This is a genomic window from Actinoallomurus rhizosphaericola, assembly GCF_024055675.1.
Classification (GTDB): domain Bacteria; phylum Actinomycetota; class Actinomycetes; order Streptosporangiales; family Streptosporangiaceae; genus Actinoallomurus; species Actinoallomurus soli.
Genome location: NZ_JAMXMW010000003.1, coordinates 500,214 through 523,346, shown reverse-complemented (window position 1 = coordinate 523,346; position 23,133 = coordinate 500,214). Strand labels below are relative to the sequence as shown.

Genomic DNA, 23,133 nt, shown 5'->3' with positions numbered 1-23,133 from the left:
CGGTACGCTCGGCCCGTTCCGCGACGCCCTGCCGGCGCGGGCGCGCGGGCCGTGGGGCCCGGCGTGCTGACGGCGCTGCGCGACGCCGCCGAGCTGGTACGGCTGCCGGCGGCCTGCACGGTGCCCGGCGACGTCCTCGCCGGCGCGGCGGCGACCGGTTTCCCCCACGGCCGCCGGACCGCCTGGCTGCCGGTCGCGTCGGTGTTCCTGTACTGCGGCGGGATGGCGCTGAACGACTGGGCCGATCGGGCGACCGACGCCGTGGAACGCCCCGAGCGCCCCGTCCCCTCCGGCCGGATCGGCCCCGGGCGGGCGCTGGGCCTCGCCGGCGCTCTGACCTGCGCCGGACTGGCGGCCGCGCTGGCGGGCGGCGGCCGCGACACGCTGATCCCGGCCGCGGCGGTGGCCGCGACCGCCTGGACCTACGACCTGGTGCTGAAGCGGACCGCCGCCGGCCCGTTCGGCATGGCGGCGGCGCGGGCGCTCAACGTGCTGGTCGGTGCGGGCGCCGGAGGCGCGCGGCAGGCGTCTTCGCAGGCCGCGGCCGTCGGAGCGCACACGCTGGCGCTGACGGCCCTCAGCCGCGGCGAGGTGCACGGCACCGGCATCGCGGCCCCCGCCGCCGCCCTCGCCGTCAGCGCCGCCCTCGCGGCGGCACTCGCCTCGGGCGGCGGGTTCCCCGCCGGCCCCGCGCGGGGCGGATCGGCGAAAGGCGGGCGCGCCTCGGGCGGCGGGTTCTCCGCCGGCCCCGCAGCGCGCGGATCCGCGAAGGGCGGGCGCGCCTCGGGCGCATCCGCCCGGCGCGGGATCGACTGCGGCGGGTCGCGGGCGACGGCGACGCTGGCCGTGGCGCTGGCCGGGGCGCACGCCGCCGCCGTGGCGCCCGGGTACCTGCGGGCCGCCCGCTCTCGCGCCCCGGCGGCCGTCCGCCAGGCGGTCGGCCGCGGTGTCCTCGGCCTGATCCCGCTACAGGCGGCGCTGCTGGCCCGGGCGGGCGCCGGGCGCGCGTCCCTCGCCGTCGCGTCCCTCTATCTGGTGGGCCGGCCGGCAGCCCGGAGGGTGGCGACGACATGACGGGCGCCTCCCCGCGGTTCGCGTACGGCACCAACGGGTTCGCCGGGCACCGGCTCGACGACGCGATCGCCGTCCTCGCCGACCTCGGGTACGACGGGGTCGCGATCACTCTCGACCACCACCACCTCGACCCGTTCCTCCCGGATCTGCGGCGGCGCGCCGCGGCGCTCGCCCGCCGGCTCGACCTCCTCGGCCTCGGCGTCGTCGTGGAGACCGGCGCGCGCTACCTGCTCGACCCGCGGCACAAGCACCAGCCGACGCTACTGTCCGATCATCCCGGGCCGCGGCTCGACCTGTTGCGGCGGGCGGTGGACGTCGCCGCCGAGCTGGGGGCCGAGGCGGTGTCGCTGTGGTCCGGGGCGCTTCCGCCCGGCCTGCCGCCCGAGGTCGGCTGGGAACGCCTGGTCGCCCGCTGCGCGCAGGTCGTCGCCATGGCCGAACGCCACGGGGTGACGCTGGCGTTCGAACCGGAGCCCGGCATGCTCGTGGGCACCCTCGACGGCGCCTTCGACCTGTGGCGCCGCCTCGGCGAGCCGCCCGCGCTGCGGCTCACCCTTGACGTCGGGCATTGCCGCTGCAACGAGACCGAACCGGCCGACGCCTGCGTCCGCCGCGCCGCGCCCCTTCTGGCGCACGTCCAGATCGACGACATGCGGCGGAGCGTCCACGAGCACCTGGAGTTCGGCACCGGAGAGGTGGACTTCCCGCCCGTGCTGGGGGAACTCGTGGTGGCCCGCTATTCCGGCCTGGTCGCGGTCGAACTGCCCCGGCACTCCCACGACGCCCCGGCCGTCGCCGCCCGGTCGCTGCGGTTCCTGCGGGCGGCGCTCGCCCAGGCCGACACCGCGCCGGCGGGGCGGTAGACGTGCCGGGCCACGGGGTGGACGGCGCGCCGGGTGCGGTGACGGGTGCGGTGACGGGCGCTGGGGCGGCGGGCGCGCCGGGCGGTGCGCCGGGTGCGGTGACGGGTGCCGGGATGGCCGGCGTGCCGGGCCGCGCGCCGCGTGATGGGGCGGGCGGTGTGCGGGGCGGCACCGGCGCGGACGAGGTGTGGTCGCGCATCGGAGCGGCGGGCCGTACCTGGCTGCGTGGGGCGTGCGCCGCCGTCGCCGACCGGCCGGAGCGCGTCCGCGAACTGTTCCCCGCCGCCGGACGGCACTGCGGCCGGGCGCCGCTGTGCCCCGGCGACCCGGAGGGGCTGGTCCACGGACGGATCGACGACGCGGCGCGCGGCGTCCTGCTCGGTGCGCTGCCGATGACCGGCGCGGCGCTCGCGGTCGAGGTCACCGCCCTGTACCGCTGCGGTGACGCGGCCGAGAGACGCGGCGTCCTGCGGAGCCTCCCGCGCCTGGACGAGCCGGACCGGCCGGACGGGGTGGAGGACCGGCTCGTTCCCGTCGTCCGGGAGGCGCTGCGTTGCGATGACGTACGACTGGTCGCGGCGGCGCTCGGCCCGTACGCCCGCCGGCTCGACGACGCGGCCTGGCGCGACGGCGTCCTCAAGTGCCTGTTCACCGGGGTGCCGCTCGCCGCCGTCGCCGGGCTCGGCGAACGGGCGGACGCCGAACTCGCCCGCATGTTCGCCGACTTCGCCCGCGAACGGGTCGCCGCGGGCCGGGACGTCCCCGCCGACACGTGGCTCGTCCTCGACCGGTTCCCCGGCACGTCCGCCGGCTCCGTGCTCTCGACCGAGCCGTCCGCCGGCTCCGCGCCGTCGACCGAGTCCGCCGGCTCCGCGCCGTCGGCCGAGCCGTCCGCCGCCGATCCCCGGCCGCTCGGCCTCGCGGGCTCCGCGCAGGTCGATGCGGGCCGCGCCGCCGTCCGTCCTTCCCGCGTCCGACCGGAGGCCTGATGCGCATCATCGACCCGCACATTCACATGTCCTCGCGGACCACGCAGGACTACGAGGCGATGCGCGCCGCCGGTGTGCGGGCGGTCGTCGAGCCGGCGTTCTGGCAGGGGCAGCCCCGTACGAGCGTCGGGACGTTCGTGGACTACTTCGACGCGCTGGTCGGCTGGGAGCCGTACCGCGCCGGAAGGTTCGGGGTCCGGCATCACTGCGCGATCGCGCTGAACCCGAAGGAGGCCAACGACCCGCGCTGCGCCGGGGCGCTGGACCTGCTGCCGCGCTACCTCGCCAAGGACGGCGTCGTGGCGGTCGGCGAGGTCGGCTTCGACGCCATGACCGTCGAGGAGGAGAAGGCCTTCGGCCGGCAGGTCGAGCTGGCGCTGGCGCACGACCTTCCGGTCCTGGTGCACACCCCGCACCGCGACAAGGTCACCGGGACGCGCCGGTCGCTGGACCTCCTGCGGTCCTCCGGCATCCCCCTGGAGCGCGTGGTGCTCGACCACCTGAACGAGCCGACCGTCGGCCTCGTCCACGACACCGGCGCCTGGATGGGCTTCTCCATCTACCCGGAGACGAAGATGGACGAGCGCCGCATGGTCTCGATCCTCCGCGAGTACGGCACGGACCGGGTGCTCGTGAACTCCGCCGCCGACTGGGGGCGCAGCGACCCGCTCGCGACGCGGTCGACGGCCGAGGCGATGCTCGCGGCCGGTTTCGACGACGACGCCGTGGACCAGGTCCTCTGGCGCAACCCCGCCCGGTTCTACGGGCAGAGCGGCCGGCTCGTCCTCGACGACCCCGAGCCGGCCGGCGGGCCGGACACGTACGGCGGGAACTCGGTCCTGCGCGGCGAACCGGAGGACTGAGCGGTGCGGCTGCTGGACCGGCAGGGCCGCACGGTGCACCTGGCCTACTGCACGAACGTCCATCCGGCCGAGGACCTGGACGGAGTCCTCGGCCAGCTGCGCCGCTTCGCCGTGCCCGTGCGGCGGCACCTCGGCGTCTCCAGGCTCGGCCTCGGCCTGTGGCTGGCGCACCGCGTCGCCGCGAAGCTCGCCGCCGACCCGCGCGCCGTCGACCGGCTGCGCACCGCCCTGGACCGGCACGGCCTGGAGGTCGTGACGCTGAACGGTTTCCCCTACGGAGGGTTCCACGCGGCCCGCGTCAAGCACGCCGTCTACCGGCCCGACTGGTCACGGCCGGAGCGGCTCGGCTACACGCTGGACCTGGCAGCCGTCCTCACGCGGCTGATGCCCGACGACGCCGCCCGGGGGAGCGTCTCCACGCTGCCGTTCGCGTGGCGGACGCCGTGGTCGCGGCGGCAGCACAGCGCCGCGCTGGCGAACCTGGACCGGCTCACCGATGGCCTCTCCCAGATCGCCGCGCTCTCGGGCCGCCCGGTACGCGTGGGCATGGAACCCGAACCGGGCTGCGTGGTCGAGACGACCGAACAGGCGGCCGTACTCCTGTCCGGCGTCGACACCCGATGGCTCGGTGTGTGCCTCGACGCCTGCCACCTGGCCGTCGCCGCCGAGGATCCGGCGGCCGCCTCCGACCGGATCGCGGCCGCCGGTCTCCCGATCGTCAAACTCCAGGCGTCCGCGGCCCTGCACGCCGAGCGTCCCGGTGACCCGGACACGCGCGCCGCCCTCGCCGCGTTCGCCGAGGACCGCTTCCTGCACCAGACGCGCGAGTGGACCGATGGCCGGACCGGGAACCGGAACGGGGACGGCTGCCGGGGCGGCGACTGGGACGATCTCGCGGACGCCCTCGACGGCCCCCGACCGCTGGATGGCCGTGGGCCGTGGCGGGTGCACTTCCACCTGCCGCTGCACGCCCGGCCTCGCCCGCCGCTGAGCGCCACGAGCACCGAGCTGCTGACCTGTCTCGACGCGCTGTTCGGGGACCGTACGCTCACCGACCACGTCGAGGTGGAGACCTATACGTGGGGGGTCCTTCCCGCCGAGGCACGCCCGGGCGACGACGCGGGCCTCGCGGCGGGGATCGCCAGGGAACTGGCCTGGGTACGGGACGCCCTCGTCGAGCGCGGCCTGACGGTGCCGGCCGGATGACCACGCCCCTGCTCGTGCTCGACGTCGCCGGCCTGACGCCACGGCTGCTGCCGCACATGCCGAACCTGCGCGCCCTGGCCGAGACCGGCTCCCATGCGGCGCTGACCCCGGTGCTGCCCGCCGTCACCTGCTCCGTACAGGCGAGTCTCCTCACCGGCCTGCCGCCGAGCGGGCACGGGATCGTCGGCAACGGCTGGTACTCCCGTGACCTCGGCGAGGTGCTGCTGTGGCGCCAGCACAACCGCCTGGTGCACGGTGAGAAGGTCTGGGAGACCGCCCGGCGGGCCGTTCCGGGGTACCGCGCGGCCAACGTGTGCTGGTGGTACGCCATGGGCGCGACCACGGACGTGACGGTCACGCCACGGCCGATCTATCACGCGGACGGCCGCAAGTCGCCCGACTGCTACACGAGGCCGCCGGAGCTGCACGACCGGCTCACCGCGTCGCTCGGGCCGTTCCCCCTGTTCCACTACTGGGGTCCGGCGGCGTCCATCCGCTCCTCACGCTGGATCGTCGAGGCCGCGCGGCTGATCATGCCCGGCCAGGACCTGACCCTGGTGTACGTCCCGCATCTGGACTACGACCTGCAGCGGTACGGGCCGGACGGTCCCGAGGCGATCGCCGCCGCCCGCGCGGCCGACGACGTGCTCGCCCCGCTGCTGGACGACGCCCGACGCGCGGGCGTGACCGTCGTGGTGCTGAGCGAGTACGGGATCACGGCCGTACGCCGCCCCGTCGACCTGAACCGGGCGCTGCGCCGCGCCGGCCTGCTGCGCGTGCACACGCAGGCCGGGATGGAGTATCTCGACCCCTGGAGCTCGCGCGCGTTCGCCGTGGCCGACCACCAGATCGCCCACGTGTACGTCCGTGACCCCGCGGACCGCCACGCCGTCCACGACCTGGTCACGGGCCTGGCCGGCGTCGCGGAGGTCCTCGACCGCGCCGGCCGGGCGGCGCACGGCCTGGACCACGAACGCTCCGGCGAACTGGTCGCCCTGGCGGAGCCGGACGCGTGGTTCACCTATTACCACTGGCTGGACGACGACCGTGCCCCCGACTTCGCGCGCTGCGTGGAGATCCACCGCAAGCCCGGCTACGACCCGGCCGAACTGCTGTGGGACCGGGCCGGCCGGGCCCGCGCCCTGAAGGCGCTCGTGCGCCGGCGACTCGGCCTGCGCTCCACGATGAACGTGGTGCCGCTGGACCCGTCCGGCGTACGCGGCTCCCACGGCCTGCTCCCCGCGACGCCCGACGACGGCCCCGTCCTGCTCTGCTCCGACCCCACCGCCGTCGGCGACCCCGTCCACGCCACGGACGTCCCCGCCCTCCTCCTGCGCCTGGCCGGCATCCCCCTCTCCCGACGGGGCCGGCGCTCGGTGCCGGTGAGGACCGACGGAGACCTCCGCCGCGCGACACGGGATTCCCGCGACCTGCACTGACCGCGATAACGCGATCACGGAGAGTAATATCAGATCGTTTCGATCTTGAATGTTCTCCACGGCAGATCGGGGATTCAATCTGATGTCACAACGATCCAGATCCGCGCTGACCACGTCGGCCTGTGCCCTGTCGGCGCTGGTGGCCGCGGGCGGGGCACAGGTGGCGGCCGCTGCCGACGCGCACGCCGCCACCCGGGCGCGGCACTCGGTCACGCGGGCCGTCTACGCGCCCTGTGTCCGGCAGGGGCAGGCGAGCTACCCCGTCGACTATTACTGGAAGAACCTCATCGGGATGCGGCTGGGCAGCGGGTCGGTGTCGGTCACCACCTCTCCGTCCCTGTGGGGCGGGCAGATCGCACCGGGCGGCACCTTCACGGTCACGCTGACGCACCGCACGGCCCAGTGGCCGTGGGTGGTCTCCCAGTACCGCACCACCTGGGACCTGTCGTCCCTGCTGGCCCACGCCGATGTGGTCGGCCAGTCGGGAGCCGGCAGCATCAGCGGCACCACCCTGACGATCCCGTCGCCGGGCGGAAAACGCGACGCGCCGCCGCAGGTCATCACCTTCCGGGTCAGGCAGGGCACCATCGGGGGCGCCATGACCATCCGGCCGGTGGGGATCTGGAGCAACAATTCCGCTCCGGGCCAGCTCGGCTCCAACACGCCCGCTCCACCGATCCGGATCGTGAACGGGCAGTCGATCTCGCCGACCAACGCCGCCGACGACACCGCGACCAGCCAGGGCAAGCCCGTCAGCGTGCCGGTCCTGGCCAACGACACCGCGAGCGCACCGACGATCACCAGCGTGACCCAGCCCACGGCCGGGAGCGCGACGATCTCCGGCGGCAACGTCGTCTACACGCCCGCTCCGGGCTTCGTCGGCACCGACACCTTCACCTACACCATCACCACGGCCTGCGGGACCGGCACCGCCAAGGTCACCGTCACCGTCCCGTGCACCGACACGCCGGTCCACCTGGTCAACGGCAGCTTCGAGGCGCCGCCCGTGGCCATGGTCGACCACCACATCCCCGACGCCTCCACCAACCCCGGCGTCGGCTGGCACACCACCGCCACCGATCACGAGCTGGAGTTCTGGCGGGGTGGCGCGAGCGGAGTCCCATCGGCCGACGGCGGGCAGTTCGCCGAGCTCAACGCCAACCAGGTCTCCACGCTCTACCAGGACCTGCCCACCGTGCCGGGAACACGGCTGACCTGGTCGCTGTACCACCGAGGCCGTCTGGGCACCGACGTGATGCGGGTGCTCATCGGGGCACCCGGCTCGACCGTGGCGCAGACCCCGACCGGGGCCTCCTCCCCGGACATCTCCGACGGCAACACCGCCTGGCGCCACTACACCGGGGTGTACGTCGTTCCGCCGGGACAGACCGTCACCCGATTCGCCTTCGCGTCGGTGTCGGCCGCCAGCGGAAGCCCGACGGCCGGCAACTTCATCGACGGCGTGACCTTCGAAACGCCACGCTGCCCACCCGCGGCGACGCCCGCGAAGGCGGGTTGATCGGCGGGGAACAGGAGCCTCATGGGAGGGCGGCCTCCGTCTCAGGTCCGTACGGCGAGACGGAGGCCGCCGAGCCCCAGGCCGTCGACGCCGGTCTCCGCCAGGCTCTCACCGCCGAGTTCTGCACGGCCTGACCCCTCATCGTCCACAGGAACAAGGCGTCCGGAGCCACGCCGACCGGCGGGCTCCGGACGGCGGCATGATGACGGTCATGGTGGAACGTTCGCTGCGGGTGGTTCTGGCCGAGGACTCGGTCGTGCTGCGCGAGGGCATGGTGGAGCTGTTGTCGGCGCGGGGATGCGAGGTCGTCGCGGCGGTCGGTACCGCCGAGGACCTGCTCGCGGCGGCCGCCGAGCACGGCCCCGACGTCGCCGTCGTGGACATCCGGATGCCGCCGACCCACACCGACGAGGGCATCCGTGCCGCCCTCGACCTCCGGAGGCTCCGGCCGGAGGTCGGCATCCTCGTCTTCTCCCAGCACGTGGAGGCGGTCCTGGCGGAGCGGCTGCTGTCGGCCGGCGCCGCCGGAGTGGGATACCTGCTCAAGGAGCGGGTGGCCCGTACGTCCGAGCTGGTCGACGCGCTGCACCGCGTGGCGACGGGCGGCACGGTGCTCGATCCGGAGATCGTGACCGGGCTGCTGCGAGGCGGTACGCGGAGGAGCCGCATCGACGCGCTGACCCCGCGGGAGCGGGAGGTGCTCGACCTGATGGCGCAGGGGCACTCCAACCGGTCCATCGCCCAGCGCCTGGTCGTCACGGAGCGGGCGGTGGAGAAGCACGCGGCCGCGATCTTCATGAAGTTCGGCCTGCACCCCGCCGAGACCGACAACCGCCGGGTCAAGGCGGTGCTCACCTACCTCACGGAGACCGGAGGCGGCGCGTGACCCGCGCGGGCCGGGGCGTTCCTCCGGTGACGAGCCCGGGCCCTGGTGACCGGGCCGGGGCTCGCGTTCGGCTCACACCCGGGCCGGCAGGTCGGCGACGACGGCCGTGGGGCCGCCGTCGGGGCTGGTGATCCGGAGGGTGCCGCCCACGGCCTCCACCCGACGGCCCAGACCGGTCAGCCCACTGCCGCCGCCCGGGAACGCGCCGCCATGCCCTTCGTCGCGCACCACCAGCCGGACCCGTCCGTGAGCGGCGGTGACCTCCACGACGGCGGAATCCGCCCCGCTGTGCCTGGCCACGTTGGTCAGGAGCTCGGCCGTGCAGAAGTACACCACGCGCTCGATCGCCGGATCCGGGCGCTCCCGCAGGTCCAGGCGCAGGTCGGCCGGGACCGGACTGCTCGCGGCCAGGGACGGAAGGGCGGCGGCGAGCCCCGCGTCGAGCGGCACCGGGTTGATGCCCCGGGTGATCCGCCGCAGGCCCGCGATGGCGTCGTCGGTCTGGGCCCGCGCCCGGCCGAGAAGCGCGGACAGCCGGTCCAGGGCCGGGTCCGGGCGTTCGCCGAGCGCGTCGTCGGCCAGCGAGAGGGTCATGGCGATGGCGACCAGCTCGGCCTGCGTTCCATCATGCAGATCACGCTCGATCGAACGCAGTGCCTCGGTGCTCTCGGTGGCCAGCGCGTGCCGCGACCGTTCGAGCGCGCGCATCCGCCGCTGCCCCGCCGTCGGGCCGAGCAGGAGCCGGGCCAGCCGGCGGTTCAGCCCGCTCCCACCCCGAACGGCGGCGGGGACGGTCGCCAGCAGGACGAGTCCGAGCAGCGGGCCTGCCACCTCCGCCCACCAGGGGACGGTCCGATCGGCCGGGGGGAGCGCACGGGCCAGCACGGGGAAGCCGATCGCCCAGACCGCGGCGGCCGGCAGCACCGCCGAGACCAGAAAGCCCACCAGACCGGCCGGGAGACGGAGGATCAGGTACAGCAGTGCCCGCCAGCCCGCGGGGTCGGTGAGCGCGGCGCGGATCCAGCCGAGCGCGCCGGGCGCGCGCGGCACCGGCTCGGGGCCGGGGATCTCCTCCCCGAGGAACCGGGCGACGGCCCGGCGGTGCAGCGCGCCGAGCACCCGGGCGCCCCGCAGGCCCGCCGCGACGAGGGGAAGCCCGACCAGGGTCACCGCCAGCAGCGCGCCCGCGTAGAGCGTGGCGAGGACGTAGCCGGCGCCGGCGACGGCCGCCGGAAGCCCCGCGACGGCGAAGAGGACCTCGCCGGGACGTACGACGGGCCGAGGCGGGCGGGGCCGGAGCCGTTTCGTCCGCCGGGCGGCCGGGCCGCCCGAGCCGCCGGCCACGCCGCGCTCCGGCCGTTCCGCGTGGTGGGCGTCCTCAGCCACGCTGACCAGCGACCGTCTCCGTGGCCGGCCCCGAGGTCGCGCGCAGGCCGGTGAGGAGGATGCCGAGCGCGGCCAGCACCGCAACGCCCACCGCGATCCTTCCGTAGCCGCCCGGGTCCATCGACGGAAGCGGCGAGCCCGGAAGGGTCACGCTGAAGGAGGTCACGGTGGCCCCCGCGACGGCCGTGCCGGTGAGCGTGCCCACCGCCGTGATCAGCAGGCACTCGGCGCAGAGCATCGAGACGAGCTGCCGGCGGGTCGCGCCGACCAGGGTCAGCAGGGCGAACTCGCGGCGCCGCGCGGCGGTCAGCGCCGCCAGGGTGTTGACCGTCGACACGCCGCCGAAGCAGACGAGGATGATCAGCTCGACCTGGCGGAGCCAGATGTCGGCGGCGGAGGTCACCGAGGCCAGTTCCGTTCCTGCGAGATGGCGGGAGGCGTCCCTGACCGTATCGCCGAGGGACAGGAACACGCACGCCAGCGAGGTCAGCAACGCCAGGGGGACCACGGCCGACGACAGCCGGGCGGCGTACCCGCGCAGGTTCGCGTCGGCGAGCCGGCCCGAGCGGGGTGCGGCCGCCCGCAGGGGGAGGCCGAGGACCGTGACGACGGCGACGGTGAACAGCGGCCCGAGGAGCGCGAGCGCCACCAGGAGGACCAGCGTGGCCAGCAGCGCGCCCTGCCCGGCCTTGTCCGGGGGCTGCCGGGCGATCGCGAGGCAGAGAACGCCGCCGCCGGCGAGCGCGAGGAGCCCGGCCGGCGTACGGATCGGGCCGGCCCGGCGGTCGCCGCCGACACTCTCCCCGAGCGCGACGGCCGGGGTGACGCGGCAGACCGGGCGGGCGGCGACCACGGCCGCCAGCGTCCCGAGGCCGAGCGAGACCACGGAGGCGGCCGCGGCCGGCACCGGAGTGAACGGGATCCGGCTTCCGGCCGGCACCAGGTCGCGCGCCACCAGGGCGGCGAGGAAACGGTGCGCGCCCAGCGTCCCGGCCGCCCAGCCGGCCGGGCTGACGAGGGAGACCACGATCAGTACCTGCCGGCGCACCAGCCCGCGGACCTGCCCGGGAGTGGCCGCCACGGTACGCAGGAGCGCCAGGTCCCGGTGCTGCTGACGGATCGCGAAGCCGAGGGTGTTGACCACCACGAACAGGGCCACCAGCATGGCGATCTCCCCGAACGCGCCGCCGATGACCACGAGACCGGGCTGACTCCCGTGCGCCGCGGGAGAGACGACGCTCGCGGCGATCAGCGAGCCGAACAGGGTGATCGCGGTCACCGCCATGAACAGGGCCGTGGCGAGTCCGGCGAACGTCGCCGGCCGGGTCCGGATCTGCCCGAACGCGAGCCGTAGCACGTCAGCCTCCCAGTCGGCTCAGGCGCTCGGAGACGGCCGCCGCCGACGGGCGGTCCAGGTCATCGACGATGACGCCGTCGGCCAGCACCACGACGCGGTCGGCGTAGCCGGCGGCGACCGGATCGTGCGTCACCATCACGCAGGTCCGCCCCTGCCCGTCGACGCCGGCGCGCAGCAGCGACAGGATCTCCCTGCCGGTTCGCCGGTCGAGCGCGCCCGTGGGCTCGTCGGCGAACAGCACCCGTGGGCGGGCCACCAGGGCCCGCGCGATGGCGACCCGCTGCTGCTGGCCGCCGGACAACTGCCCCGGACGGTGCCGTTCGCGGCCGGCGAGCCCCACCTGCCGCAGCGCCTCGCGTACCGCCGCCCGCTCGGGCGGCCGCCCGGCCAGCCGGCCCGGCAGCGTCACGTTCTGCTCGACGGTCATGGCGGGCATCAGGTTGAACGACTGGAAGACGAACCCGACCTCGGAGCGGCGCAGTTCGGCCAGCCGGCGTTCCCGCAGCCGGGACACCTCGGTCCGTCCCCACCAGACGGTGCCGGAGGTCGGCCGGTCCATGCCCGCGACGCAGTGCAGCAGGGTCGTCTTGCCCGATCCGGAGGGCCCCATCACGGCCGTGAACGTCCCCGGCGCGAAGGCGATGGTCACGCCGCGCAGCGCGTGGACGGCGTTCGCGCCCCTGCCGTAGCGGCGGTGCAGGTCGTCGCACCGAGCCGCCGCGCGGTCGTCCGGACCGGCGTCCGAGGGAGGAACGGCGTCCGCACCGCCGTCCGGGGCCGGAGCAGCGCCGGGGCGGTACGGCGAGGCGGCGGATCGCGGACCGTCGTGTCCGGGGCGGCCGCCGTCACGGCGGCCGTGCGGATTCGAGAAGGGCATGGCGCAAGCCTGGCCGGAACACGGCGGCCCGCACGATCGTGCTTCCATCCGGATGCGGGGTACGGGAATCCGTACCCCGCCGTCACGGCGCGGTCAGCCGACGTAGCGGCGGGCGGGGGAGCGGCGCTGGGGTTCGGCCAGCAGGCGCAGGTTGCGTTCGACGTGGCCGGGGACCGGGCGGCGTTCCCGGAGCACCCAGGGCAGGCCGGCGATCGCCTCGGCCACCGCGGACAGGCTCGTACGGTCCCGGGGCACCGAGCGGAGCACGGTGAGCGTCCTGCGGGCGGCCGAGGGGAGCGGGCGGCGCAGCCAGGTCGTCCAGAGGGTGTTGCGGATGCCGATCCGGCGGCGTTCGCGGGGATCGCGGGCGGCGGACGCGGCGTGGTGCACGACGACGTCCTCGGCCCAGCACATCCACCAGCCCCGGGCGGCCAGGTCCATGCAGAACAGCTCCTCCTCGCCGCCCAGCACGAGTCGCGGCGAGAACCCGCCGACCTCGCGGAACGCCTCCACGCGGATCATCGACGCCCCGGCCATGATGCTCATCAGGGCGGGGCCCGGCATCCAGGACGGGGCGGGCACCGGCGAGTGCCGCAGCTCCGGGGTGATCGGGTCCTCTTCCCGGTCCGGTTCGACCAGGATCAGGCCGGTGACCGTCGCCAGCCGCGGATACCGGTCCAGCAGGTCCGCCGCACGGGCCAAGGCGCCCGGCTCCCACCACGTGTCGTCGTCGCAGAACGCGGCGTACGGGGTGGTCACCTCCGCGACGGCGAGGTTGCGCCCGACGGCGCCCAGGTTGCGCGCGGCCCGGATCAGCCGGACCCGCGGGTACGCCTCGGCGACGGCGTCCGGGGTGCCGTCGGAGGAGGCGTTGTCGACGACGATGATCGGCGGGCGTTCGGGGAGCCGGGTCAGCAGGCCCAGGGTCCGCAGCAGCTCGGGGCGGCGATCCCGGGTGATGATGACGACGGTGATCCGCGGGTCCGGGCTCACCGCGTCTCCCCGGCCAGCCGGCGGATGCCGCCCTCGACGGTCGCCGGGACGGGCCGCCGTGCCGCGAGCGCCGAGGGCAGGCGCACGGCGGCGCCCGCGAGGGCCGCGCGCGAGTCGCCGTCGCGCAGCGCACGCGCCCCGAGCCGCGCCGTCTCCCGGACCGCGACGAGGCCGGGGCGGCGCATCCAGGCCGTGAGGACGGTGTTGCGCAACTCGCTGCGGCGGCGCCGGTGGGACGGCGGACGGTTCGTCGACGGCTCGTGCACCGCGACGATCTCCGGGACGTGGCACAGGCCCCACCCGGCGGCGGCCAGGTCGTAGGACAGCAGGCGCTCCTCGCCGACGAAGAACAGCAGGGACGAGAACCCGCCGACGTCCAGGAACGCCTGTCGCCGGACGATCGAGGCGCAGGCCAGGAAGCCGAGGACGGGCGGGCCGGGCAGGCCGGGGTCGGGCGGCAGCGGCGACTCGGCCATCGCCGCGTTGATCGGGTCGGGCTCGCGGTCCGGTCCGACCAGGGCGCGGGCCGCGATGAGGCCGAGGCGCGGGTGGGCGTCGAACAGCTCGGCGGCCCGGGTCAGCGCCCCCGGTTCCCACCACGAGTCGTCGTCGCTGAACGCGACGTACGGCGTGCGGGCCAGGTGGACGCCGACGTTGCGGGCCGCGGCGCCTCGGTTGCGGCCCAGGGGCACGACCCGTACGGCGGGATGGCGGTCCGTCACCGCCGTCGCGGTACCGTCCCCGGACCCGTTGTCGACCACCACGACGACCGGCCGGTCCGGCAGGGCCTCCAGCCGGTCCAGGGTGCGCAGCAGCTCCGATCGCCTGTTCCTGGTGGCGATCACGACGGTGACGCGGCTCACCGATCGACCTCCCCCTCGAAGAAGTAACCGATCGACTACCCGGCGCAGGATCATCGAATCATCGGCCTCCGGCGACTCCGCCGAGCGGCCTCCGGGCAGCGGTTTTGAACCCCACCTCGCGGGCAGGGAGGGCGCGTGGCTACCTAGGGGAGGAACCATGCCGAACGCATTCGACGTGCTTCGCAAAGACCACGAAGAGGTCAAGAAGGCGCTCGCCGAGCTCGAGAAGGGACCGACGGCCGCGACCGGAGCGAGCCCCGATCAGCTGAAGGTCCGCGAGAAGCTGGTCGAACAGCTGATCATCGAGGAGTCCAAGCACGAGGCGGTCGAGGAGGAGTACTTCTGGCCGACGGTCCGCGACAAGCTGCCGGACGGCGACCGTCTGGCCGACGAGGCCACGGACCAGGAGCAGAAGGCGAAGTACGTCCTGGACGAGCTGAAGGACCTCAAGGGGGACGACCCCAAGTTCGAGGAGCTCCTGAGCAAGTTCATCGCCGACGGGCGCGAGCACATCGCCTACGAGGAGGAGCAGGTCTGGGTGCCGCTGCGCGGCGTGCTCAACGCCGAGGAGGCGGACGAGCTGGGCACCAAGCTGGAGGACGGCAAGAAGCTGGCCCCGACCCGGCCGCACCCGCACACGCCGCCCAAGCCCGGCATCCTCAAGGCGGCCGGTCCCGCGGTCGCCGCGGCCGACCGGGTCCGCGACGCCGTCACCGGACGCGGCGACTGAGCATGCCGAGCGACGCCCGGAGGTGCCCGCGCGATGGCTGAGGTCGAGGCCGCGCCGGGAGAGCTGCTGGAGACCCTCAGGAAGGCCGCGGCCGCGCTGACCGGCAGCGGTGTCAAGTTCGCGCTGGCCGGCGGATACGCGGCCTACGCGCGCGGCGCCGCGCCGTCGACCCACGACGTCGACTTCGTCCTTTCGGAGGAGGAGGTCGACGTCGCGCTCGCGGCGCTGGAGTCCGCGGGGATGCGACGCGCCGAGATTCCCGAGGCATGGCTGGCCAAGGTCTACGACGACGGCCGGACGGTCGACCTGATCTTCCGGCCGTCGGGGCGGGCCGTGGACGCCGCCCTGCTCTCCCGCGCCGAGGAGATGCACGTCGAGGCGGTCGCCATGCCGGTGCTGACCGCCACCGACATGACGATCCTGCGCCTTCTCGCGTTCGACGAGAAGGCGAGTGACTTCGGGGGATACCTACCGGTATCGCGGGCGCTGCGCGAACAGATCGACTGGCCGCGGGTGATCGCCGAGACGGCTGACTCCCCGTACGCCTACGCCTATCTGACGCTGCTGCACCGCCTGCACGTGATGGAGTACGGGCCGCCGTACGAGAGGAGTGACGGATGACGCCCAGCGACCCGCCCCACTACCTCGCCGCCCGCATCAAGAGCCGCCTCGCCGAGGACGCCCGCACGGTCGAGCTCGGCATTCAGGTCGACGTCCGCGGTGACGTCGTCTTCCTGCGCGGCCAGGTGGCGACTCCACGGAGGCGGGAACTCATCGAGACGGTCGCCCGGGAGGCGGCCGGCGGAAGACGGATCTCCAACGATGTGACCGTCGTCGAGATCCGCCCCCCGAAAACGGAGGAAACGCCCTCATGATTCGCGTGGCCGCGGTCGGCGACATCCACGTCGGCGAGGATGTGCGCGGCCTGTACCGCAACCGACTGACCGGAATCGCCGACGACGCCGACATTCTGCTCGTCGCCGGCGATCTGACCCAGCACGGCACGGCCGAGGAGGGACGCATGGCCGCGGACGAGCTCCGTGACATCGGCGTCCCCGTCATCACCGTGCTCGGCAACCACGACTACCACTCCGACGCGGAGACCGAGATCACCAAGGCGCTGCAGGACGCGGGGATCACCGTCCTCGAGGGCGAGTCCACGGTGATCGATTGCCACGGCCGGCGCCTCGGCGTCGCCGGCGCCAAGGGCTTCGGCGGCGGCTTCGCCGGCCGCTGCGGCTCCGACTTCGGCGAGCCGGAGATGAAGGCGTTCATCCGGCACACGAAGACCACCGCCGCCCGGCTCGGCGAGGCGCTCGGCGCGCTGGACGCGGACGCGCGCGTGGCCCTCACCCACTACGCGCCGGTGAAGGACACCCTCAACGGCGAGCCCCTCGAGATCTACCCCTTCCTCGGCAGCTACCTGCTCGCCGAGGTGATCGACGGAGCGGGGATCGACCTCGCCGTGCACGGCCACGCCCACCGCGGCGTGGAGAAGGGGATCACACCGGGCGGGATTCCCGTACGGAACGCCGCCCTGCCGGTCATCGAGCGCGCCTACGCGGTGTACTGCCTCGGCGGTCCCGACGACGTGGAGTGCGCCACCGACGACACCGTCGGCGCGACCGCGTAGCGGACGCGACGGTCCCCGGCGACCACGACGGGCCGCGCCCGCCGGGCGCGGCCCTTCGTGGTCCGTTCCGCGGCCGGATCAGGCCGGGACGGGGGCGAGGTCGCGGTTGGTGTGCCGGTGTGCCGCCACCGCCACGACGAACTGCTCGATGAACTCCCCGGTCACGCCGGACGCCGACTGCATCACGACGCCCTGGTCGGCGGTCAGGGCCTCGCCGTGGTCGTTCACCCCGTTCAGCCGGGCGCTCGACAGCAGGCGCATCCCGTCCCCGACGGCCCCGATCGCCTTGCCGTGCTTGAACGCCTCCGCGACGAACTGCACGGCGCTGCCGTCGGCCTCCAGCGCCGTCACCGACTCCTTCCCGCCGGGGACGACGACCGCGTCGTACAGCACCGAGCCGACGGTCGGCAGGGCCCGCGTCACCTCGACCGGCCCTTCGGAGCCCTCGACGACGCCGTCCCGCCCGGCCAGCACCTCGGGGATCGCACCGACCGCCGAGAGCGCCTCCTGAAGCGCCCGCACGTCGGCGGTGTCCACGCCGTCGGCGACCAGGATCGCGATCTTGCGGGTCTCGACCGAGTCACGCGGGGCGTTGGCCTGGCTCAGCGCGGGAGAGCTGCGCCCGTGGTTCGGGGTGGCCGGCTGCGCGGGCGGCTCGGCCCCCACGCCCTCCGCGACCGCGATGGCCAGGTAGTGGTCGACGTTGTTCAGGTTGGCGACGACGCCCTGCCTGATGTTCCGGTGCTCCACCTTTCCCAGCTCGAAGCGGAACGCCGCGATGATGTGCTCCTTCTCCCAGTCGGACATGCTGTTCCAGAACAGGGTCGCCTGGGAGTAGTGGTCGGCGAAGCTCTGGCTCCGCTTGCGGATCTTGTTGCCGTCGACGCGTTCCTGGTAGTGCGTGAACGCGCCTTCCGGGACCACGGCCGGGCACCCGCCGCTGAGCGAGTTCGGGTGGTAGGCGGCCCGGCCGGTGTGGACCACCGACTGGTGGTAGCCGTCGCGCTGGTGGTTGCGCACCTCGGCGACCGGCCGGTTCACCGGCAGCTGAGTGAAGTTCGGGCCCCCGAGGCGGATCAGCTGTGTGTCGAGGTAGGAGAACAGCCGCGCCTGCAGCAGCGGATCGTTGGTGAAGTCGATGCCCGGGACGACGTTGCCCAGATGGAAGGCCACCTGCTCGGTCTCGGCGAAGAAATTGTCCGGATTGCGGTCGAGGACCAGCCGCCCGACCGGGCGTACGGGCACCTCCTCCTCCGGGATGATCTTCGTGGCGTCGAGCAGGTCGAAGTCGAAGTCGTGCTCGCGATCCTCGGGCACGAGCTGCACGCCGAGCTCCCACTCGGGGAAGTGCCCGGCCTCGATCGCCTCCCACAGGTCACGGCGGTTGAAGTCCGGGTCCTTGCCGGCGATCTTCTGCGTCTCGTCCCACACCAGCGAGTGCGTGCCGAGCTTCGGCTTCCAGTGGAACTTCACGAACGTGCCGACGCCCTCCTCGTTCACCAGACGGAAGGTGTGCACGCCGAAGCCCTGCATCATCCGGAAACTGCGCGGCAGCGCCCGGTCCGACATCAGCCACATCATCATGTGCGTCGTCTCGGGCTGCAGCTGCACGAAGTCCCACAGGGTGTCATGGGCCGAGGAGGCCTGCGGGATCTCGTTGTGCGGCTCCGGCTTCACCGCGTGCACGAAGTCGGGGAACTTGATCCCGTCCTGGATGAAGAACACCGGCATGTTGTTGCCGACGAGGTCGAAGTTGCCCTGCCGGGTGTAGAACTTCGTCGCGAACCCGCGAACGTCGCGCACCGTGTCGGCCGACCCCCGCGAGCCGCCGACGGTCGAGAAGCGCACGAACACCGGCGTGCGCAGCGAGGTGTCGCGGAGGAACTCCGCGGTCGTGTACTCGGTGAGCGGATCCGTCACCTCGAAGTACCCGTAGGCCCCCGAGCCCCGCGCGTGGACGACGCGCTCCGGGATCCGCTCGTGGTCGAAGTGGGTGAGCTTCTCACGGAAGTGAAAATCCTCCATGAGCGTGGGACCCCGCTCGCCCGCCTGAAGCGAGTTGTCGGTGTCGTCGACCGGGATCCCCTGGTCGGTCGTCAGCCGCGAGCCGTGGTTCGGGTTGACGCGGACGTGGTCGAGCTGGCGGTCCTTGTCGTCAGGCGTTGTCATGACGTCCCTCCGAGGGTCATTCGAACGACCGGTCACAGGGAGCCATGTCCGTTCAGCGATCTGCTAAGCGTGATCGACGGGCCCAATGTCCCGCCTCCGCCGCGCCTGGTACCTCCTTCGGCGCGGCGGAAGAAGAGACGGCCGGAGACAGGGTCAGGGGCCCTCGTCCTCGACGCGCATGGCCTGCTCCTCTGGGGAGAAACCGGCCTGGTCGGGGCCGACGTCCGCGGCGATCGCGTCCTTCTCGGTGTCGGTGCGGACGCCCTCGTCCGGTTCGACCAGCCGGCCCGCGCGGCGCGGCACCTCCTTCTCACGAACCGGGTCGAACTCGCGTTCGTCAGAGTCCGGCCAATCCTCGCCCCGGCGCCGAGCGCCGAGCGCCGGGTCGGGCTGCTCTCTGCGCAACCGCCGGTCCAGGGACTCGCCCTCCCGCTGCTCCTCGGCGGTGGTCCCGAACTCCTCGAGGCCGACCGGCTCGTCCCGCGGGACCGGCGCGCGCTGCGGATCCTCCGCCCACTGCCGCTGAGGGTAGGAGTCCTCCAGGTCGGGGATCCCCTCCTCCTCGAACTCCGAGTACGGATCGGGATCCGGATGCGGGTGTGTCATCGCTGTCTCCATCGTCCGTCGAATGCGTCCGATCCAGGCCCATGCCCACGAATCGGCCTCCCTCACCTGCGGCGGACACCTTTGGGCGAGGTTTGAGACGGCGCCCGGCGGGCACCCGGACATCTCGTCAGCGACCCGAGCGATCAGGAGGGCTCTCATGAACGGACACGAAGGCGGACGGACGGCGCACCGTGCTCCGGAGGCCCTGAACCAGGAGGGCGCGCCGCGGGCGAGCGGGCCGGACCCCGCTCTGGCCGGTCGCGACGTCCAGGCGCTGACCGAGGATCAGATGATCGTGTACGAGGCGCTCGCCACCGTACGGCGGCCGATGAGCGTCGGCGACGTCGCCGCGACCACCGGCATGGACGAGGACACCGTACGGAACTGCCTCCGCACCCTGGCGGACCGCGAGATGATCGTCGACGGTAAGGACGGAATCGTCATCGGAGAGAACGACTGGGACGTCCGCGGCGCCCGCCCGGCCGCGTCCCCCCGCGACTGACCCGCGCGAGCCGACGAGCGAGCGGAGTGGGCGGTGAGGTACGAGCCGGCCGCGGAGTGAGTGAGGAGGCGGAGCGCGGTGGTGAGCACGGCTCAGGAACGGGCGAGGAGGCGGAACCGGACCCGCTGGCCCGGACGGAGCTGGGCGGCGCGGCCGAGGTCGGCCGTCGTCAGCACCGCCGCGACCGGATAGCCGCCGGTCGTCGGGTGGTCGGCGAGGAAGATGATCGGAAGCCCGTTCGGCGGCACCTGCAGCGCCCCGATGACCATTCCCTCGCTCGGCAGCTCGCCCTCCCGCCGCCGTACGAGCGGCCGCCCCTCCAGGCGGACCCCGATCCGGTTGCTGTGCGAGCTGACCTCGTAGTCTCCCCGGATCAGCGGTTCGAGGCTCTCGAACCAGTCGTCGCGCGGCCCCGGCAGCACCCGCAGGACCGGTTCGTCCTCGGGCTCGTAGCCGGGTGCGCAGTCCACGGTGATCGGTTCGGACGCGCGTCCCACGGCCAGCCGGTCCCCGGCCGCCAGCGGGTCGGGCCCCAGCCCGGACAGCAGGTCCGTCGAGCGGCTGCCCAGAACGGGCGGGACGTCCACGCCGCCCCGGACCGCGACGTACGTGCGGACCCCCGCGGGCGGGACGCCGAACTCAACCGTGGTGCCGGCCGGGACGTGGCAGGGGGCGTTCATCGCGCCGGGGCTCACCCGCACCGGCGCGCCGGTCACCGCGATCCACGCCGGCGCGTGGAACCGCAGCGCGGCGCCGCCGAAGGTCAGCTCCACGCCGGCGGCGTCCTCCGGGTTGCCGACCAGGCGATTGGCCAGCCGCAGGCTCGCGGCGTCGGCCGCCCCGGAGTGCGGCACACCGAGGTGGGCGTACCCGGGACGGCCCAGGTCCTGCACCGTGCAGAGCGGGCCGGGGCGGACCACCTCGATCGTCATCGCGTCGCCTCCGCCTCGTCGGCCACTTGAGCCTCATCGGCCACCTCCGCCTCCTGGGCCCGCCCGGACCCGGCCGGGGGCACCGCCCGGACCCGGGCCCGCTCGGCGGCGAACCGGACGCGGGTGCCGGGCTGCAGCAGCGACGGCGGGTCCCGCTCGACGTCCCAGAGCGTGATCGTCGTACGCCCGAGCAGCCGCCAGCCTCCCGGCGACGGCGTCGGATACACCGCGCCGTACGGGCCCGCGATCGCGACCGAGCCGGCGGGCACCGCCGTGCGCGGGGAGTCCCGGCGGGGCACGTGCAGGGCCTCGTCCAGCCCGGTGAGGTACCCGAAACCCGGCGAGAACCCGAGGTAGGCGACGACGTACTCGGCGCTCGCGTGCCGCGCGACCACCTCGTCGCGGGACAGCCCGGTCAGCCCGGCGACCTCGTCCAGGTCCGCGCCGTCGTAGACGACCGGGAAGCACACCGGATCCGCGGCGACCTCGTCGAGCTCTGGGAGCGGCAGGTCGTCGAGCAGCGGCCCGAGGCGCCCCACCTCGGTGCCCGGCCTGACCGTGACCAGCACCGTCCGTGCCCCCGGCACGACGCCCACGACCTCCGGCAGCGCGAGCCGGCGCACGGCGGCGTCCACGCGGTGCGGCGCCTCGGTCTCGATCAGCAGCGCCGCGTCGCCGACGCGCCGGACCTTCACGCGAACGCCTTCAGCGGGACGCCGGCCTCCTCGACGGCCCGGCGGACCGCCTTCGCGAGCTCGACCGCGCCGGGAGTGTCGCCGTGCACGCAGATCGACCGGGCGTCGACCCGGATCCGGGTGCCGTCGGTGGCCTCGACCACGCCCTCGACGGCCATCCGCAGCGCCCGCTCGGTCACCTGCGCCACGTCCTCGATCACGGCACCGGGCTCACGGCGGGAGACGAGCGTGCCGGCGGGGGTGTAGGCGCGGTCGGCGAAGCACTCGTTGACGATCGTCAGGTCCGTCACCTGGTGCAGCTTCGATCCGGGGAGGGTCAGCACGGGCAGCGCCGGGTCGTACGCCTCGACCGCGGCGGCCACGGCCTCGGCCTGCACCGGGTCGCGGACGATCCGGTTGTACAGGGCGCCGTGCGGCTTCACGTAGCGGACCCGGTCGCCTTCGGCCCGTGCGATGCCGTCGAGCGCGGCGATCTGGTAGAGCACCTCGGCCGTGAGCTCCTCCGGGGCGACGTCCATCTCCCGGCGGCCGAATCCGGACAGGTCGCGGTAGGACACCTGGGCTCCGATGACCACGCCCCGCTCCACCGCGGCCGCGCACGTACGGCGCATGATCACCGGGTCGCCGGCGTGGAACCCGCACGCCACGTTCGCGCTGCTCACGATGGACAGCAGGGCGAGATCGTCGCCGAGGCGCCAGGGGCCGAGCCCCTCTCCGAGGTCGGCGTTGAGATCGATCATGTAACCAGGGTCTCCTCGGTGCGGTCCGTGATCAGCATCCGTCCCGGCGCGTGGGTGATCGCGAACGGCGGGGCGCTCGCCATCACCGCGGCCTGGGGCGTCACGCCGCAGGCCCAGAAGACCGGGACGTCACCGATCTCGAACTCAACGCTATCGCCGAACTGGGGGCGCGCGAGGTCCGTGATGCCGAGTTCCGCGGGATCGCCGATGTGGACCGGAGCGCCGTGCATCGCCGGGTACCGTGCGGTCACCTCGACCGCGACGTCGACCAGCTGGGCGGGGACCGGCCGCATCGACACGACCAGCGGCCCCGCCAGCCGGCCGGCGGGCCGGCACTCCCGCGACGTGACGTACATCGGGACGTTCCGGCCCTGCTCGACGTGGCGGAGCGGCACGCCCGCCGTCGCGAGCGCCGTCTCGAACGTGAAGCTGCACCCGATGAGGAACGCGACGAGGTCGTCCCGCCAGTACTCGGTGACGTCGGGCGTCTCGGCGACGAGCACGCCGTCCTGGTAGATCCGGTAGGCGGGCAGGTCGGTCCGCAGGTCGGCGGCGGCGACCTCGCGGGCGTACGGGTCGCCGGGGTCGGTGATCTCCAGGAGCGGGCAGGCCGCCGGGTTCCGCACCGCGAACAGCAGGGCCTCGAAGGCCAGGTCGCGGGGGACGGCGAGGAGGTTCGCCTGGACGTAGCCCCGGCACCAGCCGCTCGTGGTCACCGGCGTCTCGCCGGTCCGGAACACCTCACGGGCCTGAGAGGGGGTGAGGATCGCGGGTTGATCCATGGTCGTCATGGCAGCTTCATGCCCACTGC

Annotated in this window: 24 protein-coding genes; 13 read left to right on the top strand and 11 right to left on the bottom strand. The window is 74.1% G+C overall.

From position 1 onward, the window contains the following. Positions 1 to 63: 63 nt before the first annotated feature. From NE234_RS10080 to NE234_RS10045, 8 genes are all read left to right on the top strand, one after another. Positions 64 to 1,074: an SCO3242 family prenyltransferase gene (locus NE234_RS10080; RefSeq protein ID WP_252778626.1), complete on the top strand. Its 1,011-nt coding sequence runs from the start codon at positions 64 to 66 to the stop codon at positions 1,072 to 1,074. Then, on the top strand, positions 1,071 to 1,937 hold the full coding sequence (locus NE234_RS10075; protein ID WP_252778625.1) for a sugar phosphate isomerase/epimerase family protein: 867 nt from the start codon (positions 1,071 to 1,073) through the stop codon (positions 1,935 to 1,937). The genes NE234_RS10080 and NE234_RS10075 overlap by 4 nt, the downstream gene beginning before the upstream one ends. A 50-nt stretch (positions 1,938 to 1,987) precedes the next feature. Further along, positions 1,988 to 2,926: an EboA domain-containing protein gene (locus NE234_RS10070; RefSeq protein WP_252778624.1), complete on the top strand. Its 939-nt coding sequence runs from the start codon at positions 1,988 to 1,990 to the stop codon at positions 2,924 to 2,926. Next, positions 2,926 to 3,789 carry a TatD family hydrolase gene (locus tag NE234_RS10065; RefSeq protein WP_252778623.1) on the top strand — a complete coding sequence of 288 codons (864 nt, stop codon included), beginning with the start codon at positions 2,926 to 2,928 and terminating at the stop codon, positions 3,787 to 3,789. The genes NE234_RS10070 and NE234_RS10065 overlap by 1 nt, the downstream gene beginning before the upstream one ends. Positions 3,790 to 3,792: 3 nt before the next feature. Continuing rightward, entirely contained in the window at positions 3,793 to 4,995 is a 1,203-nt protein-coding gene (gene eboE / locus NE234_RS10060; protein WP_252778622.1) for a metabolite traffic protein EboE, read from the top strand. Further along, positions 4,992 to 6,434, top strand: coding sequence for a nucleotide pyrophosphatase/phosphodiesterase family protein (locus NE234_RS10055; RefSeq protein WP_252778621.1), 1,443 nt, complete (start codon positions 4,992 to 4,994; stop codon positions 6,432 to 6,434). Before eboE ends, NE234_RS10055 begins: the two co-directional genes overlap by 4 nt. An 82-nt stretch (positions 6,435 to 6,516) precedes the next feature. Continuing rightward, complete coding sequence (locus NE234_RS10050) at positions 6,517 to 7,953, top strand: Ig-like domain-containing protein (protein WP_252778620.1); 1,437 nt, start codon at positions 6,517 to 6,519, stop codon at positions 7,951 to 7,953. A 211-nt stretch (positions 7,954 to 8,164) separates the two neighbouring features. Then, positions 8,165 to 8,839 carry a response regulator transcription factor gene (locus NE234_RS10045; protein WP_252778619.1) on the top strand — a complete coding sequence of 225 codons (675 nt, stop codon included), beginning with the start codon at positions 8,165 to 8,167 and terminating at the stop codon, positions 8,837 to 8,839. A 72-nt stretch (positions 8,840 to 8,911) separates the two neighbouring features. Here the strand turns inward: NE234_RS10045 and NE234_RS10040 are convergent, their stop codons facing one another. The 5 genes from NE234_RS10040 to NE234_RS10020 form a co-directional block, all read right to left on the bottom strand. Further along, positions 8,912 to 10,225 (bottom strand): sensor histidine kinase, encoded by a 1,314-nt coding sequence (locus NE234_RS10040; protein ID WP_252778618.1) that lies wholly within the window; start codon positions 10,223 to 10,225, stop codon positions 8,912 to 8,914. Beyond that, on the bottom strand, positions 10,218 to 11,582 hold the full coding sequence (locus tag NE234_RS10035; RefSeq protein WP_252778617.1) for an ABC transporter permease: 1,365 nt from the start codon (positions 11,580 to 11,582) through the stop codon (positions 10,218 to 10,220). The genes NE234_RS10040 and NE234_RS10035 overlap by 8 nt, the downstream gene beginning before the upstream one ends. Before the next feature lies 1 nt (position 11,583). Further along, on the bottom strand, positions 11,584 to 12,459 hold the full coding sequence (locus tag NE234_RS10030) for an ABC transporter ATP-binding protein (RefSeq protein ID WP_252778616.1): 876 nt from the start codon (positions 12,457 to 12,459) through the stop codon (positions 11,584 to 11,586). 93 nt (positions 12,460 to 12,552) lie between these two features. Continuing rightward, complete coding sequence (locus tag NE234_RS10025; RefSeq protein WP_252778615.1) at positions 12,553 to 13,452, bottom strand: glycosyltransferase family 2 protein; 900 nt, start codon at positions 13,450 to 13,452, stop codon at positions 12,553 to 12,555. After that, on the bottom strand, positions 13,449 to 14,369 hold the full coding sequence (locus tag NE234_RS10020; protein ID WP_406566968.1) for a glycosyltransferase family 2 protein: 921 nt from the start codon (positions 14,367 to 14,369) through the stop codon (positions 13,449 to 13,451). The genes NE234_RS10025 and NE234_RS10020 overlap by 4 nt, the downstream gene beginning before the upstream one ends. A 103-nt stretch (positions 14,370 to 14,472) precedes the next feature. Between NE234_RS10020 and NE234_RS10015 the strand changes: the two genes are divergently transcribed. From NE234_RS10015 to NE234_RS10000, 4 genes are read left to right on the top strand one after another with little or no spacing between them, the layout of a single operon-like run. Continuing rightward, positions 14,473 to 15,045 carry a hemerythrin domain-containing protein gene (locus tag NE234_RS10015; protein ID WP_252778613.1) on the top strand — a complete coding sequence of 191 codons (573 nt, stop codon included), beginning with the start codon at positions 14,473 to 14,475 and terminating at the stop codon, positions 15,043 to 15,045. Between the two features lie 33 nt (positions 15,046 to 15,078). Then, complete coding sequence (locus tag NE234_RS10010; protein WP_252778612.1) at positions 15,079 to 15,666, top strand: nucleotidyltransferase; 588 nt, start codon at positions 15,079 to 15,081, stop codon at positions 15,664 to 15,666. Then, a complete protein-coding gene (locus NE234_RS10005) occupies positions 15,663 to 15,920 on the top strand; it encodes a BON domain-containing protein (RefSeq protein WP_252778611.1) in 258 nt (85 codons plus the stop codon). The genes NE234_RS10010 and NE234_RS10005 overlap by 4 nt, the downstream gene beginning before the upstream one ends. Next, a complete protein-coding gene (locus NE234_RS10000; RefSeq protein WP_252778610.1) occupies positions 15,917 to 16,678 on the top strand; it encodes a metallophosphoesterase family protein in 762 nt (253 codons plus the stop codon). Before NE234_RS10005 ends, NE234_RS10000 begins: the two co-directional genes overlap by 4 nt. Before the next feature lie 78 nt (positions 16,679 to 16,756). On the opposite strand, the gene NE234_RS09995 is transcribed toward NE234_RS10000, so the two are convergent. Together NE234_RS09995 and NE234_RS09990 are read right to left on the bottom strand one after the other, a co-directional pair. Next, the gene (locus NE234_RS09995; RefSeq protein ID WP_252778609.1) at positions 16,757 to 18,847 is read right to left on the bottom strand and encodes a catalase; all 2,091 of its coding nucleotides are present in this window, start codon (positions 18,845 to 18,847) and stop codon (positions 16,757 to 16,759) included. A 153-nt stretch (positions 18,848 to 19,000) separates the two neighbouring features. After that, positions 19,001 to 19,453, bottom strand: coding sequence for a DUF5709 domain-containing protein (locus NE234_RS09990; RefSeq protein WP_252778608.1), 453 nt, complete (start codon positions 19,451 to 19,453; stop codon positions 19,001 to 19,003). Positions 19,454 to 19,610: 157 nt separating this feature from the next. On the opposite strand from NE234_RS09990, the gene NE234_RS09985 reads away from it, so the two are divergent. Beyond that, positions 19,611 to 19,955 carry a helix-turn-helix domain-containing protein gene (locus NE234_RS09985; RefSeq protein WP_252778607.1) on the top strand — a complete coding sequence of 115 codons (345 nt, stop codon included), beginning with the start codon at positions 19,611 to 19,613 and terminating at the stop codon, positions 19,953 to 19,955. A gap of 92 nt (positions 19,956 to 20,047) precedes the next feature. Here the strand turns inward: NE234_RS09985 and NE234_RS09980 are convergent, their stop codons facing one another. From NE234_RS09980 to NE234_RS09965, 4 genes are read right to left on the bottom strand one after another with little or no spacing between them, the layout of a single operon-like run. Further along, entirely contained in the window at positions 20,048 to 20,887 is an 840-nt protein-coding gene (locus NE234_RS09980; RefSeq protein ID WP_252778606.1) for a 5-oxoprolinase subunit C family protein, read from the bottom strand. Further along, on the bottom strand, positions 20,884 to 21,582 hold the full coding sequence (locus NE234_RS09975) for a 5-oxoprolinase subunit B family protein (protein ID WP_308206869.1): 699 nt from the start codon (positions 21,580 to 21,582) through the stop codon (positions 20,884 to 20,886). Before NE234_RS09975 ends, NE234_RS09980 begins: the two co-directional genes overlap by 4 nt. Continuing rightward, positions 21,579 to 22,322, bottom strand: a complete 744-nt coding sequence (locus tag NE234_RS09970) for a LamB/YcsF family protein (RefSeq protein WP_252778605.1) — start codon at positions 22,320 to 22,322, stop codon at positions 21,579 to 21,581. Before NE234_RS09970 ends, NE234_RS09975 begins: the two co-directional genes overlap by 4 nt. Further along, positions 22,319 to 23,104: a putative hydro-lyase gene (locus NE234_RS09965; protein ID WP_252778840.1), complete on the bottom strand. Its 786-nt coding sequence runs from the start codon at positions 23,102 to 23,104 to the stop codon at positions 22,319 to 22,321. The genes NE234_RS09970 and NE234_RS09965 overlap by 4 nt, the downstream gene beginning before the upstream one ends. Positions 23,105 to 23,133 lie beyond the last annotated feature (29 nt).

Excerpts from the sequence above, each read along its gene's own strand:
- NE234_RS10075 (WP_252778625.1), top strand. The coding sequence starts at position 1,071 with ATGACGGGCGCCTCCCCGCGGTTCGCGTACGGCACCAACGGGTTCGCC.
- NE234_RS10065 (WP_252778623.1), top strand. The coding sequence starts at position 2,926 with ATGCGCATCATCGACCCGCACATTCACATGTCCTCGCGGACCACGCAG.
- NE234_RS10055 (WP_252778621.1), top strand. The coding sequence starts at position 4,992 with ATGACCACGCCCCTGCTCGTGCTCGACGTCGCCGGCCTGACGCCACGG.
- NE234_RS10050 (WP_252778620.1), top strand. The coding sequence starts at position 6,517 with ATGTCACAACGATCCAGATCCGCGCTGACCACGTCGGCCTGTGCCCTG.
- NE234_RS10045 (WP_252778619.1), top strand. The coding sequence starts at position 8,165 with ATGGTGGAACGTTCGCTGCGGGTGGTTCTGGCCGAGGACTCGGTCGTG.
- NE234_RS10030 (WP_252778616.1), bottom strand. The coding sequence starts at position 12,459 with ATGCCCTTCTCGAATCCGCACGGCCGCCGTGACGGCGGCCGCCCCGGA.
- NE234_RS10020 (WP_406566968.1), bottom strand. The coding sequence starts at position 14,369 with ATGATCCTGCGCCGGGTAGTCGATCGGTTACTTCTTCGAGGGGGAGGT.
- NE234_RS10015 (WP_252778613.1), top strand. The coding sequence starts at position 14,473 with ATGCCGAACGCATTCGACGTGCTTCGCAAAGACCACGAAGAGGTCAAG.
- NE234_RS10010 (WP_252778612.1), top strand. The coding sequence starts at position 15,079 with ATGGCTGAGGTCGAGGCCGCGCCGGGAGAGCTGCTGGAGACCCTCAGG.
- NE234_RS10005 (WP_252778611.1), top strand. The coding sequence starts at position 15,663 with ATGACGCCCAGCGACCCGCCCCACTACCTCGCCGCCCGCATCAAGAGC.
- NE234_RS10000 (WP_252778610.1), top strand. The coding sequence starts at position 15,917 with ATGATTCGCGTGGCCGCGGTCGGCGACATCCACGTCGGCGAGGATGTG.
- NE234_RS09995 (WP_252778609.1), bottom strand. The coding sequence starts at position 18,847 with ATGACAACGCCTGACGACAAGGACCGCCAGCTCGACCACGTCCGCGTC.
- NE234_RS09990 (WP_252778608.1), bottom strand. The coding sequence starts at position 19,453 with ATGACACACCCGCATCCGGATCCCGATCCGTACTCGGAGTTCGAGGAG.
- NE234_RS09985 (WP_252778607.1), top strand. The coding sequence starts at position 19,611 with ATGAACGGACACGAAGGCGGACGGACGGCGCACCGTGCTCCGGAGGCC.
- NE234_RS09980 (WP_252778606.1), bottom strand. The coding sequence starts at position 20,887 with ATGACGATCGAGGTGGTCCGCCCCGGCCCGCTCTGCACGGTGCAGGAC.
- NE234_RS09970 (WP_252778605.1), bottom strand. The coding sequence starts at position 22,322 with ATGATCGATCTCAACGCCGACCTCGGAGAGGGGCTCGGCCCCTGGCGC.
- NE234_RS09965 (WP_252778840.1), bottom strand. The coding sequence starts at position 23,104 with ATGGATCAACCCGCGATCCTCACCCCCTCTCAGGCCCGTGAGGTGTTC.